Here is a 16,647-nt window from a genome sequence, read left to right on the forward strand (position 1 = left end):
GCTCGGGGGGTGAGCGGGTGCGGGGCGGTTCGGGGAACTGCGTCTCGCTGCCGGGTGCGGGCCCGTTGTGGCTGGTTGCGCCCGCGCGGCGGAGCCGCAGATTGAATACCGCCCCGCGCCCCTGAGGCGTGGCCTTCGGCCTGCCTAGTACGAGGAGCCGCCTGCTCCCAGCGAACCCGTCGGGTGCCAGACCGTCTTCGTCTCCAGGAAGGCTGTCAGGCGGTCGATGCCCGGAGTCTCGTTGTAATCCACAGGCTGTGGACGGAGAACCCGCTTGAGGTTGTCCGCCGCCGCGATCTCCAGCTCCTTCGCCAGTACGTCGTCCGCGCCCGCGAGGTCGATCGCGTTGACGTCCTGGTGGGCGGCGAGGGGAGCCGCGATCTCCGCCGTCCTCCCGGAGAGGATGTTGACGACACCGCCGGGCAGGTCGGAGGTGGCCAGGACCTCGCCCAACGACAGTGCGGGGAGCGGGGAGTTCTCGCTCGCGATGACGACGGCCGTGTTGCCGGTCGCGATCACCGGGGCGACCACCGAGATCAGCCCGAGGAACGACGACTTCTGGGGGGCCAGGACGGTGACCACTCCCGTGGGCTCGGGGGAGGAGAGGTTGAAGAACGGGCCCGCCACCGGGTTCGCGCCGCCGACCACCTGGGCGATCTTGTCGGTCCAGCCCGCGTACCAGACCCAGCGGTCGATCGCCGCGTCCACGACCGCGGCGGCCTTCGCCTTCGACAGCCCTCCGCGTCCGCCACTTCGCGCACGAACTGGTCCTTGCGGCCCTCCAGCATCTCGGCGACGCGGTAGAGGATCTGGCCCCGGTTGTAGGCCGTCGCGCCGGACCAGCCGCCGAACGCCTTGCGGGCCGCCACGACCGCGTCACGGGCGTCCTTGCGGGAGGACTGCGGTGCGTTCGCGAGCCACTTGCCCTTGCCCGCCGCGTTAGCGGCTGATGTCTGCGTGGTCACCTCGTACACCCGGCCGCTCTCGCTCCGCGGGAACTTGCCCCCGACGTACAGCTTGTAGGTCTTGAAGACGCTCAGACGGTTCTGCTCAGACATCGAGGTACGCCTCCAGGCCGTGGCGACCGCCCTCGCGGCCGAAGCCCGACTCCTTGTAGCCGCCGAACGGCGAGGTCGGGTCGAACTTGTTGAACGTGTTGGACCAGATGACGCCCGCGCGCAGCTTGCTCGCGACGGCGAGGATGCGGGAGCCCTTCTCGGTCCAGATGCCGGCGGAGAGGCCGTACTGGCTGTTGTTGGCCTTCGCGACCGCCTCGTCGGGCGTGCGGAAGGTCAGCACCGACAGCACCGGGCCGAAGATCTCGTCGCGGGCGACGGTGTGCGCCTGGGTGACGTTCGTGAAGAGCGTCGGGGCGAACCAGTAGCCGGAGGACGGGAGTTCGCACTCCGGGGACCAGCGCTCGGCGCCCTCCGCCTCGCCCTGCTCGACGAGCGAGGTGATCCGGGAGAGCTGCTCGGCGGAGTTGATCGCGCCGATGTCCGTGTTCTTGTCCAGCGGGTCACCGAGGCGCAGGGTCGACAGCCGGCGCTTCAGCGAGTCCATCAACTCGTCCTGGATCGACTCCTGTACGAGAAGTCGGCTGCCCGCGCAGCACACCTGGCCCTGGTTGAAGAAGATGCCGGTGACGATGCCCTCGACGGCCTGGTCGATGGGGGCGTCGTCGAAGACGATGTTCGCGCCCTTGCCGCCGAGTTCGAGGGTGACCTTCTTGGTCGTGCCCGCCACCTGGCGCGCGATCGCCTTGCCGACCGCCGTCGAGCCGGTGAACGCGACCTTGTTGACGTCCGGGTGCGCGACGAGCGCGGCGCCCGCATCGCCGTATCCCGGAAGGATGTTGACGACACCCTTGGGGAGGCCGGCCTGGCGGCAGATGTCCGCGAAGAAGAGCGCCGAGAGAGGGGTCGTCTCGGCGGGCTTCAGGACGACCGTGTTGCCGGTCGCGAGGGCCGGGGCGATCTTCCAGGCCAGCATCAGGAGGGGGAAGTTCCAGGGGATGACCTGGCCCGCGACACCGAGGGGCTGGGGGTTCGCGCCGAAGCCGGCGTGGTCCAGCTTGTCGGCCCAGCCCGCGTAGTAGAAGAAGTGCGCGGCGACCAGGGGGAGGTCGGCGTCGCGCGTCTCCTTGATGGGCTTGCCGTTGTCCAGGGTCTCCAGGACGGCCAGTTCGCGGCTGCGCTCCTGGATGATCCGGGCGATGCGGAAGAGGTACTTGGCGCGCTCGGAGCCGGGCAGCGCCGACCACTTCTCGAAGGCCTTGCGGGCGGCCTTCACCGCGCGGTCGACGTCCGCCTCGCCCGCCTGGGCGATCTCGGACAGGACCTCTTCGGTGGAGGGGGAGACGGTCTTGAAGACCTTGCCCTCGGCCGCCTCGGTGAACTCGCCGTCGATGAACAGGCCGTAGGAAGGCGCGATGTCGACGACCGAGCGGGACTCGGGCGCCGGTGCGTAGTCAAAGGTAGCCATGATGGATCAGTCCACCGTCACGTAGTCGGGGCCGGAATAGCGGCCGGTGGCCAGCTTCTGACGCTGCATCAGCAGGTCGTTCAGGAGCGAGGACGCGCCGAAGCGGAACCAGTGGTTGTCCAGCCCGTCCTCGCCCGCCGTCTCGTTGACGATGACCAGGAACTTGACGGCGTCCTTGGAGGTACGGATACCGCCCGCGGGCTTCACCCCGACCTGGACGCCGGTCTGCGCGCGGAAGTCACGCACCGCCTCCAGCATCAACAGGGTGTTCGCGGGCGTCGCGTTGACGGCGACCTTGCCCGTCGACGTCTTGATGAAGTCCGCGCCGGCCAGCATGCCGAGCCAGCTCGCGCGGCGGATGTTGTCGTACGTCGACAGCTCGCCGGTCTCGAAGATGACCTTCAGCCGGGCGGCGCCCGAGGCCTCCTTCACGGCGACGATCTCGTCGTGGACCTTCATGTAGTGGCCCGAGAGGAACGCCCCGCGGTCGATGACCATGTCGATCTCGTCGGCGCCGGCGGCGACCGCGTCGCGCACGTCGGCCAGCTTCACGTCGAGCGCGGCACGGCCGGCCGGGAAGGCGGTGGCGACGGAGGCGACCTTCACGGAGGAACCGGCGACGGCCTCCTTCGCGGTGGCCACCATGTCGGGATAGACACAGACGGCCGCGGTCGAGGGGCTCGTCCGGTCGGTCGGGTCGGGGCGGACCGCCTTGGCGCCGAGCGCCCGGACCTTGCCGGGGGTGTCCGCGCCTTCCAGCGTCGTCAGGTCGACCATCGAGATGGCGAGGTCGATGGCGTACGCCTTCGCGGTGGTCTTGATGGAACGGGTCCCGAGCGAGGCGGCGCGCGCCTCCAGGCCGACCGCGTCGACGCCGGGCAGCCCGTGGAGGAAACGGCGCAGCGTACTGTCCGACGCCGTCACCTCGCCGAGTGCGTGTGCAGGAGGTGCAGTGGTGGGCATGGTCACCAGACGAGCATATCTACGCGCGTAGCGGCTGTATAGCCCAGGGGGCAAGCTTGGAGTACCGCTGAGGCGCACCCCGTAGGGGCGCGGGGCCGTGTCTCCATGCGGCTCCGCCGCGTGGGCGCGGGCAACAGCGCAGCCGTAGTCGCGAACGCAACAGGTCCCCCACGGCGAGAAGGCGAAGGGCTGAGGCAGAATCGGCACTATGACGACCCCGCAAGCCGAGCCCACAGACCGGACGTACCGCTCCCACGCGGGCATCGTCGGCGGTGTCCTCCTCCTGGCCATCGTCGGCTGGCTCGGTATCGACGCCCTGTTCACCGGCCACGGCCGCTCCCCGTGGCTCGCCCTCGCCGGCCTGATCCTGGCCGTACCGCTGATCGTGGCGTTCACCCTCCGCCCGGCGGTGTACGCCAACCTGGAGCGCCTCCGGATCCGCAATCCGTTCCGGATCGTCGTGCTGCCCTGGGCCGAGGTCGCCGTCCTGCGCTCCGGCTACTCGAACGAGGTCCTCACGAACACGGGCGCCAAGTTCCAGCTGTGGGCGGTCCCGGTCTCGCTGCGCGCCCGCAAGAAGGCCGCGCGGCGCGAGGCGCGGGCCATGTCGGAGGCGACCGGCGGGCAGCGCGGCGGCAGGCCGGGGCTGCTCGGTTCCGGCGGCCGGACGGGCACGTTCGGCGGCGGCCTGGGCGGCGGCGCCCTACAGGGCGGGCCCACGCGCGCGGAGTCCGACCAGATCATGACCGATCTGCGCGAGCTGCTGGAGAGCCAGGGGCAGCACGAGTCGGCGCAGGGCGAGGTCACCGTGCGCTGGGCGTACGAGGTGATCGCGCCGGCGCTCGCGGGGGCCGTGGTGCTGGCCATCCTGCTGGCGACGGGCTGACCGTACGCGCTCCGCCCCCACTCACACGTCTCCACCCACACACCCCTGGGATGTCATGACCACGAACGTCCAGGAGCCGTCCTCGCTGCCCGTTTCCGCGATACCCGACGGGTGCGCGGCCTGGAACGGGGAGCACGCGCGCGTGTGGGCCGACGCGGCGGTGCCGTGGTGGGTGCCGGTGCGGCCGCGCCGGTGGGCCGTCGAACTGGCCGTCTGGTGCGCCCTGTTGGTCGCTCCCGCCCTGCTGACGACGACGGACCTGCCCCCGGAACTGATCGCGCTGCTGCCGCTCCAGGTCGTGTGGTGGCTGTGGCGTCCGGAGCTCGTACGGTTCGCCGCCCCGGTCCTGGTCGTGGTGGTCGCGGTGCGCTGGAGCGAGCTGTCGTGGCCGGTCCGGGTGTGCGCCGCCCTGCTGGTCCTGGCCCCCGTGACGGCCACCGAGCTACGGGCACGCGCGCGTGCCGGCCAGCGGCGGAGCGCCCTGGCGGCGACCGACGGGGTCACCGCCCCGCTGCCGGACGTGGACGGTCCGGTGCGGCGCGGCGGGCTGTTCCTGCGCTTCGGGGCCGTGGTGGCCGTACCGGGTGTCGTCCTGCTCGCCACTTCGGGTCTGTGGGCGGACGACCGCCGGGAGGCGGTCGCGATCGGCCTGTTCCTGGCCGGGCTGGCCCTCACCCTGCTCCTCTCCGGAGCCCTCGGCCGCCACCGCGCGCTCGCCCTGCGCAAGGCCCCCGCGCCCGTCCTGCGCGTCCTCGTGGGCAAGGACGACCACGAGGACACCGTGGTCTACGGGACGGACGACACGGCAGCGCTACGGCCCCTGTTCACGGTCGCGACGAGGGCGGCGGTCGACGACGAGGCGGACGAGGAAGAGGACCTGGAGGAGATCGAGGAACTCCTCGACGCGCCGCCCAAGTCCGGCGAGCACACTCCCCTGCGCGAGGCGGTCCTGTACGGCACCCCCGCCGACGGCGCCGAGATCCTGCTGGTCGGCGCGGCGGAGGAGGCCGGCGAGCCGCCGGTGACGCAGTGGTCGACCGGTCCCGTACGGCCGTTGGCGGCGGGGGCCGCGCGGCGGCGGACCGCCCGGGAGGCGCGGGCGGCGGTCCGGGCGGCAAGGAACAAGGCACGGGACGAGGAACTGGCCGCGACCGTGCGGGCGGGGATCACCGTGGTGCCGGTACGGCGCTGGCGGGCGGGGCCGGTGGACTGGCTGGGGGGCTTCCTGACGGTGCTGTGGGGCTGCTCGGTCTTCGCGGTGATGGACGATCCGGGCTACTGGATGGGGACCCTGGTGCTCCTCTGCGGTCTCATGGGCGCCACCCTCGTCCCCCGGAAACTGCGCTGGCGCATCACCGCCGACCGCACCGGCCTCTGGCTGAACCAACTGCGCGGGCCGCGCCATGTCCCCTGGGACGACCTCCGCTCGGCCCGCCGGGAGGCGTTCGAGCTGCAACTGCGGGTGCGCGACGGCGACCACTGGGATCTCTCGGCGCCCCGCTGGCCCTGGCTGCAACGCAGGCGCGGACTGATCCACCCCTACGACGCCATCGCCGCCGAACTCTCCGCGATGATCGCCGACCCCGCCCTGCGCCCCACCGGCGAGAGCGGGGAGAAGGAGCGCGGGCGCCCGCTGTGGCCGTTCGCGGTGGTCCTCTGTACCGCCTGGATCGCGCTGCTCGTCACCCGGTGGCTGTCCTGACCGTGGTTGCGCTGCGGTGCCCCCATGCCGACGCTTCCGTCCCCTATTGGCAACGTTGTCCCGAGTGCGAGGTGAGCGCTTTCTCTGTGCCTGTCCTAGGGGTTACCTAGGGGATACTTCGACATGAAGCGTGTGCCCGCCCGTCACGTTTGTCTCGTCCCGTTCACCTCCGCCTCAGTAGATTGCTGGTGCCGTCCATAGCGCCGTACCTGCGGGTTTTACTCAACGATGGGCGGCAGGGGTGGGGACATGGAGCGGTCCGGCGAGACGGCAAGACCTGTCGTCCCGGTGGTGGGCATGAGATGTCTGATCGACATCGACGGTCGGGGCGGATTCGGCTGGCGGCTGGTCGCCCCCAACGGGAGGTCGGTGGCGGTGTCGCTGACCTCGCACGACAGCCATGAACGATGTCGTACGGCCTTCGTACGGCTGTGCTCGCGCCATGCCGAGATGGGCGGTGGCATCCAGCACAGCACCGGCGGTGGCGGCTGGGTGTGGGTGGTGTGGGAGACGTCCGGACGGCATCTGGCCGGGGCGGCGCGCACCTATGAGCGCCATGCCACCTGCCGTGCCGCCTACGACCGCTTCCGCGCGATGCTGCCCGAACTGGTGGGCGCGGGGCCCGAGTTATTCGGGGACAGTAGCTGACTTCCAGTCAACTTACCTGTCCTGCCGGTGTATTCGTCAACTGATACCGCCCCTGGGCGAGTTGTCCATGGGGTGTGCGGGGCCCGCGCAACGGTTGTTGCCCCCAGGGCACCTCTCGTTCACACCTCGGGGTGAGCAAGTCAATCGCGGGCCCGGAGCGTCGGGGCCGTGCCTGTGCCGAGACGAACCAGACAGCCGCAGCCCGTGACCGCTCTCGCGGCCGGGCCCGGCGACGACGTGCCGAGACGCCTGTACGCCGACCCGGGTCTGCCCGACCGGATCTTCCGCGTAGTGCTGCGTTCCGGCGGCACCTTCGTGCTGGGCGTCATGCTGCTGGTCGGCGGCTTTCTGCTCTACCGGGCCTGGCTGGCGCTGGACAAGGCCGGCTGGTCCTTCCTCACCACCGCCCAATGGGCCCCGGACCAGGGCAACTTCGGCATCGCGGCCGTGCTCGTCGGGACCGTGCTGATCGCGATCGTCGCCGTCCTGGTCGCCGTACCCCTGGCCACCGGCGCGGCCCTGTACATCTCGGAGTACGCGCCGGCCCGGCTGCGCCGGACGCTGATCAGCACCGTCGACCTGATGGCCGCCGTACCGTCCGTGGTCTACGGCCTGTGGGGGGTGTTCTTCCTCCAGGACAAGGTGCTGCCGGTCGCCCGCTGGATCTCCACCTACTTCGGCTGGATCCCGGTCTTCGACGTGCGGGGCGCCGACCCGGCCGACCCGCTCGCGCCCGAGAGCCTGTACACGTCCTCGACGTTCATCGCGGGCCTGGTCGTCGGCATGATGATCGCGCCGATCGTCTGCTCGATCATGCGCGAGGTCTTCTCGCAGGCCCCCGCCGGTGAGCGCGAGGGCGCCTACGCGCTCGGCGCTACCCGCTGGGGCATGATCCGCAGCGTCGTGCTGCCCTTCGGGCGCGGCGGGATGATCGGCGGCACCATGCTCGGGCTCGGCCGGGCGCTCGGCGAGACCATCGCCATCTTCATGATCATCTCGGTGACCTTCGACATCCAGTGGCACGTCCTTCAGTCCGGGACCAGCTCGATCGCCTCGCTGATCGCGCTGCACTACGGCGAGGCCAGCGAGTTCGGCATGTCCGCGCTGATGGCGGCCGGATTCGCGCTGTTCCTCATGACGCTGATCGTCAACTTCGCGGCCTCCTCGATCGTCGCCCGCTCGCGCTCGGGCGCGACGAGCGACGCCTGACGACGGCCCTCGTCCGTTTCCTCGACCTCGGTACGCCACACAGGAATGAGCGACCATGACCGTTGCCCCTGAAGCGCCCGGCGCGCGTCAGGCGACCGGCCGCCCGCGCACCACCCTGCCGGGCCTCGCGCGCGGCACCGGACCGGGCGGGGAGCGCCGCCGCGCCCTGACCCGGCTGCGCGCCACCGACCTGTACGCCGTCGTCGGCGCCGCCGCCTCCGCGCTCTCGCTGACCTGGCTGCTGTTCGTCCGGCTGCTCCCCTTCAACGGCGCGGTCGGCTTCGTCGTCCTGGCCTACGGCCTCTTCCTGCTGATCTACGCCCTGCTGGTCTCCTTCGACGAGGACGGGCCCGCGGTCGTCGACCGCATCGCGGCAGCGGTCGTACGGTCGATGGGCGTGCTGCTGGTCGTGATCCTCGTGTTCGTCGTCGTGTACGCGCTGGTCGAGGGCCGCAAGGCGCTGACGCACCTGAACTTCTTCACCCAGGACATGCACCTGGCGGGACCGCTGGAGCCGCTCAGCGTGGGCGGGGCGCTGCACGCGGCGGCCGGCACCCTGATCATGATCACCATCGCACTGCTGATCACCGTGCCGGCCGGACTGGTCTGCGCGGTGTTCCTCACCGAAGTGCCCGGCGGCTACGCCCGGTTCGTGCGCACCATCGTCGAGGCGATGACCGCGCTGCCGTCGATCGTCGCGGGCCTGTTCATCTACGCCACCGTGATCCTGGGCCTCGGTCTGGGCCAGTCCGGTCTCGCCGCCGGTCTCGCCCTCTCGGTGATGATGCTGCCGATCATCATCCGGGCCGCCGACGTCGTCATCCGGCTGGTGCCCGGCACCCTGCGCGAGGCCAGCTACGCGATGGGGACCAGCCGTTGGCGCACGGTGTGGCACGTGGTCCTGCCGACCTGCCGCTCGGGGCTGACCACCGCCGTGATCCTCGGCACCGCGCGCGGTATCGGCGAGACCTCACCGGTGCTGCTGACCTCGGGCTACACCAACGACCTCAACCTCAATCCGCTGCACGACCCGATGGTCTCCCTGCCGCTCGTCACCTTCGAGTTCGTCAAGTCGCCCGAGCCGAACATGATTTCGCGCGGATTCGGTACGGCCGCCCTGCTGATGACGCTGGTGCTGCTGCTGTTCGTGGCCGCGCGCATCGTCGGCGGCCGCGGACCCGGCCAGTTGAGCCGCCGTCAGGAACACCGGCGCGTCCTCGCGTCCCGGCGTGACGCGCGTCGATTCGCCGAGCGCCCGGCGCCCACCGCTTCCACTCCGAGCACCAACGCCCTTACCGATAAAGGGAGTTCGTCGTGAAACCCGCCACTCGTCTCCGTCTGGCGGCCACCGTGCTGTCACTGCTGTGTGCCGTGCTCGCCGTCCAGCCACCGTCCGCCGCGGCCGCCTCCTACGCGAAGATCACCGGCTCCGGTTCGACCTGGAGTTCCAACGCGGTCCAGCAGTGGGTCCGCAACGTCAAGGCCAACTACGGCATGACGGTGAACTTCTCGGCCAACGGCTCCTCACAGGGCCGCCAGCAGTTCAAGAACAACACCGTCGACTTCGCGGTCTCCGAGATCCCCTACGGCCTCAAGGAGCAGGGCGTCACCGAGGTCCCGCCGAGCCGCGGCTACGCCTATATGCCGATCGTGGCCGGCGGTACGGCGTTCATGTACAACCTCAAGATCAACGGCAAGATGGTCACCAACCTGCGGCTCTCCGGGGACGTACTGACCAAGATCTTCACCGGGAAGATCACCCGCTGGAACGACCCGGCGATCTCCGCCGACAACCCCGGCCTGACCATGCCGGCCCGCGCGATCGTCCCGGTCGTCCGCTCCGACGGCTCGGGCACCAGCGCGCAGTTCACCACCTGGATGTCCAAGCAGTACCCCGCCCTGTGGAGCGACTACTGCTCCCGCACCGGGCGCGGTAGCGGCAACTGCGGCATGACCTCGTTCTACCCGCTGCTCAGCGGCTCCACGATGGTCTCCAAGTCCGGCTCGCTCGGCGTCTCCGGGCACGTCCGCCAGCCCTCGGGCGAGGGCGCGATCACCTACGTCGAGTACTCCTACGCCAAGAACACCGGCTTCCCGGTGGCCAAGGTGCTCAACAAGGACAACTACTACGTCGAGCCCACCGCGGCGAGCGTGGCGGTGGCCCTGACCAAGGCTGAGATCAACCAGAACCAGCAGTCCTCGAACTACCTGACCCAGATCCTCGACAGCGTCTACACCAACGCGGACGCCCGCACCTATCCGCTCTCCAGCTACAGCTACATGATCCTGCCGACGAAGGTCGAGGCGGGCTTCACCACCGCCAAGGGCAACTCCCTCGGCACGTTCGCCCGTTACTTCCTGTGCGACGGACAGCAGCAGGCGGACGACCTGGGTTACTCGCCGCTGCCGAAGAACCTCGTCGAGGCGGGCTTCGACCAGATCCGCAAGGTCCCGGGCGCGCCCACCGGCTCCATCAACATCAACGACTGCCGCAACCCCACCTTCTCCGGCGGCGTCAACACCCTGATCAAGAACGCCCCTTACCCCAAGGCCTGCGACAAGAAGGGGACGACGCAGTGCACCACCGGCACGGCCGGCGCGGCGGGCACCGACACCCCGGTGAAGCCCGCGGCCAACGGCGGTAGCACCTCGGGCGGCTCCAACTCCTCGACCGGCGGCTCGACTTCGGGCGGTTCCTCCGCCACGGGCGGCACCGCGGGCACGGACACCAACGGCGACGGCACGCCCGGCGCCAACGCGAGCGCCGCGGCCGGCGGCACCTCCGGGGCCTCCGTCGACCCCGACACCGGCGAGGTGGTCAGCGGCGACGGGACCGGCTCCGGCACCGGCGGCGACACGTCCGTCGTGGCCAACCCCGTGGCGCTCGCCTCCGACAACAGCCTCGGGATGCGCGGCGCCCTGATGGCCCTGTCGGCCGTACTGCTGCTCGCGGTGGTCGTCGGACCACCGCTCACCGCGCGGACGCTGGCGGCCCGTTCGCGCCGCAAGAGGGAGTTCTGATGAGACGCCGTACGACACGGGTGAGGGCGGGCGTGGGCTGCCTGCTGTCCGCCCTGGTGCTGGCGGTGCTGCCGCTGCCCCGGGGAGCGGACCAGGCGCAGGCGGCGACCGCCGAGAGTTCGGCGGTGACCGAGAGCGGGGCGAAGGGGACGTACGGCGACGACTTCTCGCATCTCAAGGTCACGGTGCATCAGACGAAGGACCTGACCGGGCAGGGCGTGCGGGTGACGTGGACGGGCGGGGATCCGTCCACCAACGATCAGACGAACTTCCTGTCGGTCATGCAGTGTTGGGGGGACTCGGGCTCCGGGCCGGACCGTACCCAGTGCGAGTTCGGGCTGGCGGCGGGTGCGCAGGCGGGGAACAGCCGGTCCGTGTACCAGAGCAGCAACTCGGTCGGTGACCCGCTGGATGCCGCGGCCTCGACTCCGGTCGACAGGAACGGCGACCACTATGTGCCGTTCCAGCCGGTCTCGGGACAGGGCGACGCCACCACGAGCAGCACGGACACCACCTATTTCACCGACGGGGACACCGGCGCCGTAGCGTTCCTGCCGAACGACGGTGACGGCGGCGGCGACACGTCGTTCGAGCTGAAGTCGGCCATGGAACAACCCGCCCTGGGCTGCGGCGCCCGCACCACCTCGGCCGGCACCATCCAGCCGTGCTGGCTGGTGGTGGTGCCCCGCGGCACGCGCGACCCCAACGGGCAGCAGCACCAGTTGGGCAGTCAGGTCTCCTCCGCGCTCAGCAAGTCGAACTGGGACCAGCGCATCGTGTTCCGACTCGACTTCGCGCCGGTCACGGACAACTGCGACACGGACAAGCCCGAGCGCGGAATCATGGGTTCCGAACTGGCCACCGACGTCATCACGTCGTGGCAGAGCGCGCTGTGCAAGACCGGCACGTACCGGTTCAACTACACCCAGTCCAGTGAGCAGCAGGCTCGGGACGCCGTGGCCTCGGGCGACTCGGAGGCAGGGCTCGCCATGACGCTGGATCCCGTCGAGCCGGTCGACGGGACGGCTCAGGTGGTCCACGCGCCTGTCGCGGTCACGGGGCTGACCATCGGTTTCGTCTGGATGTACGACGCGACGGGCGGCAGCCGGCCGCTGACGCAGCTCAAGCTCAACCAGAGACTGCTGGCCAAGGTGCTCACCCAGTCGTACCCCTTCAGCCTGGTCAGGCCGGGCAGCACGGTTCCCGACCACCTCTCCGGCAATCCGGATTCCATCATCAAGGACCCGGAATTCCTCCGGCTCAATCCCGGTCTCGCGGGTCAGGCGGCCACCAACGCCCCCTTGGGTCTGGCCGTGACCCTGGCCAACACCGACTCCGCCAGGCTGGTGTGGAAATACATTCTGGCGAACACCGACGCACGGGAATTCATCGCAGGGAAAGCCGATGCCTGGGGAATGAAGGTCAACCCCGCGTACGAGGGCGGGGTGATCTCGGATTCCCTGGATTTCTTCCCCAAGGCGGACATCGCGCCGACGACGACGAACTGCGGGGGCAGCAGCACTCCCGTGACGACCACGTACACCGGACTGGACGTGGTGCCCTATGTCAATGACATGCACGACGGGGCACTGAAGGTACGCCGTGGTGACATCGGCACCTCGTTCGACTGCACCGTTGTCGACGGGCTGCCGAAAATGACGCTGGTGGGCCGTCCGATTCCGACGAAGCAGCGCCAGTTCGGTGTGGTGGACAACGCGTCCGCGGTCCGTTACCAACTGGGCGCCGCCGCCTTGGCGAACGCCGACGGCGAGTACGTCCTGCCGACCGACGAGTCCCTGCTCAAGGCGGTCGCCGACATGCCCGACTCGGATGTGGCCGGCGTCAAGTCGTCCGATCCCACCAGGATGAAGGACGGCGCCTATCCGCTGACCGCCGTGGTCTATGCGGCGGCCTCCCTCGACCAGGCCGAGGACGCCCGGCTCGACTACGCCAAGGTGATGCGCTACGCGGCCGGCGACGGCCAGACCCAGGGCACCGCGAAGGGCCGACTGCCGTACGGATACGCCCCGTTGCCCACGGCGCTGCGCGCGCAGGCGAAGCAGGCGGCGGACCGGTTGGAGAAGGGCGTGCCGGACGCCGACGAGTCCTCCAGTGGTACGTCCGGTGGAGGCGACGACGTGAGCGGCACCGGCAGCGGCGGCTCGGCGGCGGGCGGCACGGACGGCGGCACCACCGGCGCCACCGGCACCGGCTCCACCGGGACGTCGAGCGCCGGCGCCGACGCGTCGGCCACCCCCCGGCCCTCCGCCGGTCCGACGGAGACCGACCCGGCCAAGCAGAACGTGGCCCAGTCCGGCGGCTACACCCCGTCGGACGTGCTCGGGACGGTCCGCTGGGTGCTGCTCGGTGTCCTCGTCGCCGGCGGAGCGGCCGCCCTCGCGGGCCCGGTCATGCTGCGGTTCTCGACGCGCCGCAAGGCGGCCGCCGGCTGAACCTCCCGGAGTTTCCGGATTCCCCGGGACGCATTCACGCCCCGGGAAATCCGCACACCGCCGAGTGAATTCCCTTGGAGTCACTTAGGAAATGGAGTCGTAACCTGATGACCGGCTGGAATTGGTGGCCTCGGGAAGCGATTCTACGGAATTGTTCTGCGTGGCCGGCCGACGGGTCGGCGGCGAAAGAGATCCGGATTTTGCTTGTACGTCTTCCGCTTGTACGTCCTTTGCTCGATCCGTTTCCACGGAGGAGAACTCAAGTGAACGTCAAGACCCGCCTGCGTATCGGTGCCGGTGTCGGTGCGGTTGCCCTGGGCCTCGGTGCCCTGGCCGCCCCCGCCTACGCGGACCCCAGCTCGGCCACCGACTACCGTCAGCTCGCCGGTGTCGGCTCCGACACGACCCAGGACGTCGTGAACGCCCTGGGCGACGCGATCACCAACAGCAGCGGCAAGGTCATCGCCTCGTGGAATGCCACCGGCTCCAGCACGATCACCACCAAGTCGACCGGCACCTGCACGATCAACCGTCCTGACGGCTCCGGCGCCGGCATCACGGCCCTCAACGCCGCCATCGACGGCTCCACCGGCTGTGTGGACTTCGCCCGTTCCTCGCGCGGTCCGAACAACACCACCACCACGGACCTGACCTTCATCCCGTACGCCAAGGACGCGGTGTCCTGGGTGAAGCAGGACGGCAGCGCGCTGCCCGACACCCTGACGACCGCCCAGCTCAAGGCGATCTACGAGTGCACCCTGACCACGCTCAACGGTGTCACCCTCACCCCGATCCTGCCGCAGTCGGCCTCGGGCACCCGCGCCTTCTTCCTCAGCTCCATCGGCGTGACGACCCCCGGCTCCTGCGTCACCTCGAACTCCACGATCCAGGAGAACGACGGCTCGGCGATCGACAGCGCCGGCGACATCTTCCCGTACTCGGTGGCCCAGTACACCGCCCAGGAGACCTTCGTCGTCGACGACCGTCGCGGCGACGCCGTGCTCGGCTCCGTGGGCGGCGTCACCGCGCGGAACGACGACAACACGCTGAACCTGAGCTTCCCCTACCTGCGGAACGTCTACAACGTCGTCCCGACCGCCAACCTGTCGAACGCGTTGATCGCGGACACCTTCGTGGGCACCGCCTCGAAGGTCTGCGCGAACACCGCCACCATCACCAACTACGGCTTCGGCACCCTCGGCAGCGACTGCGGCAGCACGACCCTCAAGGGCGAGAGCTGATCACCGACTCATAGCCGCACAACGGCCGGGCACCCAGCGGGTGTCCGGCCCTGTCGGCGTACTCATCCACGACCGAAACCCCGTGGGGGGACCACCCAATGAATCACCGTCTCGCACACCTCAGATCACCCGTGGCGCTGTTGACCAGCTGCGCGTTGCTGTTCGCCGCCCTGGCCGGGGTCCTCGCCTTCTCGGGCCGGGCCCACGCCGCCACGGACCTCGGCAAGTTCACGGTCAGCCCGGCCACGGGAAACATCACGGACATCCCCATGACCACGTCCGTCACCACGAGCACCGGCTGCAATCTGACCACCGCGGCGACGGTGCTGCTCAGGCTGGTGAGTCCGGCGAGCGCGACCACCCTCCTGCCCCTCGCCCAGTCGACGGCGAAGACCGGCGTCGGAGCGGACCCGTTCACGGTGGGCCTCGGGGCCATCACGGGCAAGAGCCTTCAGACGCAACTGGCGAGCGCCGGGCTCACCGCACCGTACGACGGCACGTACACGACGGTCCTGACCTGCGGCACCAGCACGACCGCCGACCGCTTCCTCGCCAAGATCCGGGTCACGGGCGACACCTGGTCCCTGCTCGAACAGCAGGCCACGACCCTCGCCGTGAGCGCGCCCTCCGGCGTTCCCGTGGGCGGCGACCTCAAGCTCACCGCCACGGTGTCGCCCGCCGCCGCGGCCGGTTCCGTGGAGTTCAAGAGCGGTGACACCTCGCTCGGCACGGCACCGGCCACCAACGGCACGGCCGAACTCACGGTCAAGGCACCCGCGATCGGTGGACTCCTGCCGTTCAGCGCCGAGTTCACCCCCACCGATGCCGACGCCTACTCCAGCGCCTCGGCGACCGGGAGCGCGACCATCGACTACATCGTCTCCGCCAAGGACGCCGACGGCAAGGACCTCGGGGCCGATCCCACGCTGGCCATCGGCCAGAAGGTGAAGGTCACCGTCAAGGGCTTCACTCCGGCGGCCGCCGTTCACGTGACCCTGAGCGACTCCACCGCGACCTACCCCGACGTCACCGTGAACGCCGACGGGGCCGTAGCGGACTACGCGTTCACCGTGCCCGACCAACTGCCCAACGGCGACCACGCCCTCCAGCTCTCCGAGAAGACGGGCATCTACGCCTCCTTGAAGTTCGTCAGCACCGACGCGGCCACCTCCAGCCCCAGCCCCACCGTCACCGAGAACCCCGACTTCACGGTGACCGACGAGGACGGCAACGACCTCGGCACGAACCCAGCCCTCGACGCCGGCCAGAAGGTGAAGATCACCGCCCGCGGCTACACCGCGAGCGCCGCCGTCAAGGTCACCCTCGCCGACAGCGACGCGACCTTCGCCGACGCCACCGCCAACTCCGCCGGAACCGTGGACAGTTACGCGTTCACCGTGCCCAGCGGCATCGCCGACGGCGACCACACGCTGACCCTCGCCGAGGACAGGACCGACGGCCACAGCGTCGCCTTCGCGTTCACCACCGGCGACGACGCCGGCGATTCCCCCTCGCCCACCCCGTCCGACACGGCCTCCGGTGGCACGCCCACCGACGGTTCCACCGACGGCGGTTCGGACACCGGCGGCAGCACCGGAGGGGACAGCGGCACCAGCTCCGGTTCCGGCTCCATGGCGGCCACCGGTGCCCAGGTCGGCGCGATCGGCCTGGCCTCGCTCGCGTTCCTCGCCGCCGGCTCGGCGCTCGTCCTCCACATGCGCCGCAAGGGCCTGCTGACCTTCGGCACCGGCGACACCCCGCAACACCGCTGACCGGCCGGGCAGTTCCGGGTGGGGCCGGGAGCGCACACCGACGCGCCCCGGCCCCACCCGACACCCGCCCGCCGTACGAGAGACATCGCACGAGACGCCGTACACGACACATCGCACGACACATCGCACGAGAGACGTCGTACGAAGGAAACCGTCCCGCTTCGAGGAGCGCACCCCGTGACCACGCTCGCCCCGCCCCCGGCCGACGCGTCGGCGCCGACCGACGGTCCGCCACCGCCGACCGCCCCGCCGCGGCAGGAGACCCCGC

The 16,647-nt window shown here is 70.2% G+C and carries 11 protein-coding genes and 1 pseudogene; 9 read left to right on the forward strand and 3 right to left on the reverse strand.

From position 1 onward, the window contains the following. Positions 1–144: 144 nt before the first annotated feature. The 3 genes and pseudogenes from JHN63_RS41670 to deoC all read right to left on the reverse strand — a co-directional run bounded on the left by JHN63_RS41670 (position 145) and on the right by deoC (position 3,447). Positions 145–1,058: pseudogene (locus JHN63_RS41670) on the reverse strand (aldehyde dehydrogenase family protein). Then, positions 1,051–2,484: an aldehyde dehydrogenase family protein gene (locus JHN63_RS41675; RefSeq protein WP_234478475.1), complete on the reverse strand. Its 1,434-nt coding sequence runs from the start codon at positions 2,482–2,484 to the stop codon at positions 1,051–1,053. Before JHN63_RS41675 ends, JHN63_RS41670 begins: the two are co-directional and overlap by 8 nt. A gap of 6 nt (positions 2,485–2,490) precedes the next feature. Continuing rightward, a complete protein-coding gene (deoC, locus tag JHN63_RS41680) occupies positions 2,491–3,447 on the reverse strand; it encodes a deoxyribose-phosphate aldolase (RefSeq protein WP_200690344.1) in 957 nt (318 codons plus the stop codon). Between the two features lie 208 nt (positions 3,448–3,655). Between deoC and JHN63_RS41685 the strand changes: the two genes are divergently transcribed. From JHN63_RS41685 to JHN63_RS41725, 9 genes are all read left to right on the forward strand, one after another. After that, a complete protein-coding gene (locus tag JHN63_RS41685; RefSeq protein ID WP_200690334.1) occupies positions 3,656–4,333 on the forward strand; it encodes a PH domain-containing protein in 678 nt (225 codons plus the stop codon). A gap of 55 nt (positions 4,334–4,388) precedes the next feature. Continuing rightward, a complete protein-coding gene (locus tag JHN63_RS41690; protein ID WP_200690335.1) occupies positions 4,389–6,035 on the forward strand; it encodes a hypothetical protein in 1,647 nt (548 codons plus the stop codon). Between the two features lie 297 nt (positions 6,036–6,332). Beyond that, the gene (locus tag JHN63_RS41695) at positions 6,333–6,683 is read left to right on the forward strand and encodes a hypothetical protein (protein ID WP_200690336.1); all 351 of its coding nucleotides are present in this window, start codon (positions 6,333–6,335) and stop codon (positions 6,681–6,683) included. Positions 6,684–6,887: 204 nt separating this feature from the next. Next, entirely contained in the window at positions 6,888–7,892 is a 1,005-nt protein-coding gene (gene pstC / locus JHN63_RS41700; protein WP_200690337.1) for a phosphate ABC transporter permease subunit PstC, read from the forward strand. A 55-nt stretch (positions 7,893–7,947) separates the two neighbouring features. Beyond that, positions 7,948–9,210 (forward strand): phosphate ABC transporter permease PstA, encoded by a 1,263-nt coding sequence (gene pstA / locus JHN63_RS41705; RefSeq protein WP_200690338.1) that lies wholly within the window; start codon positions 7,948–7,950, stop codon positions 9,208–9,210. Further along, positions 9,207–10,913 carry a phosphate ABC transporter substrate-binding protein PstS gene (pstS, locus tag JHN63_RS41710; protein WP_200690339.1) on the forward strand — a complete coding sequence of 569 codons (1,707 nt, stop codon included), beginning with the start codon at positions 9,207–9,209 and terminating at the stop codon, positions 10,911–10,913. Before pstA ends, pstS begins: the two co-directional genes overlap by 4 nt. Beyond that, positions 10,913–13,366 carry a hypothetical protein gene (locus tag JHN63_RS41715; protein ID WP_200690340.1) on the forward strand — a complete coding sequence of 818 codons (2,454 nt, stop codon included), beginning with the start codon at positions 10,913–10,915 and terminating at the stop codon, positions 13,364–13,366. The genes pstS and JHN63_RS41715 overlap by 1 nt, the downstream gene beginning before the upstream one ends. 263 nt (positions 13,367–13,629) lie before the next feature. Further along, complete coding sequence (locus JHN63_RS41720; protein ID WP_200690341.1) at positions 13,630–14,607, forward strand: substrate-binding domain-containing protein; 978 nt, start codon at positions 13,630–13,632, stop codon at positions 14,605–14,607. Positions 14,608–14,705: 98 nt separating this feature from the next. After that, the gene (locus JHN63_RS41725; RefSeq protein ID WP_200690342.1) at positions 14,706–16,379 is read left to right on the forward strand and encodes an Ig-like domain repeat protein; all 1,674 of its coding nucleotides are present in this window, start codon (positions 14,706–14,708) and stop codon (positions 16,377–16,379) included. Positions 16,380–16,647 lie beyond the last annotated feature (268 nt).

The sequence above is a fragment of the Streptomyces sp. MBT65 genome (assembly GCF_016612545.1).
In the GTDB taxonomy this organism is placed as follows: domain Bacteria; phylum Actinomycetota; class Actinomycetes; order Streptomycetales; family Streptomycetaceae; genus Streptomyces.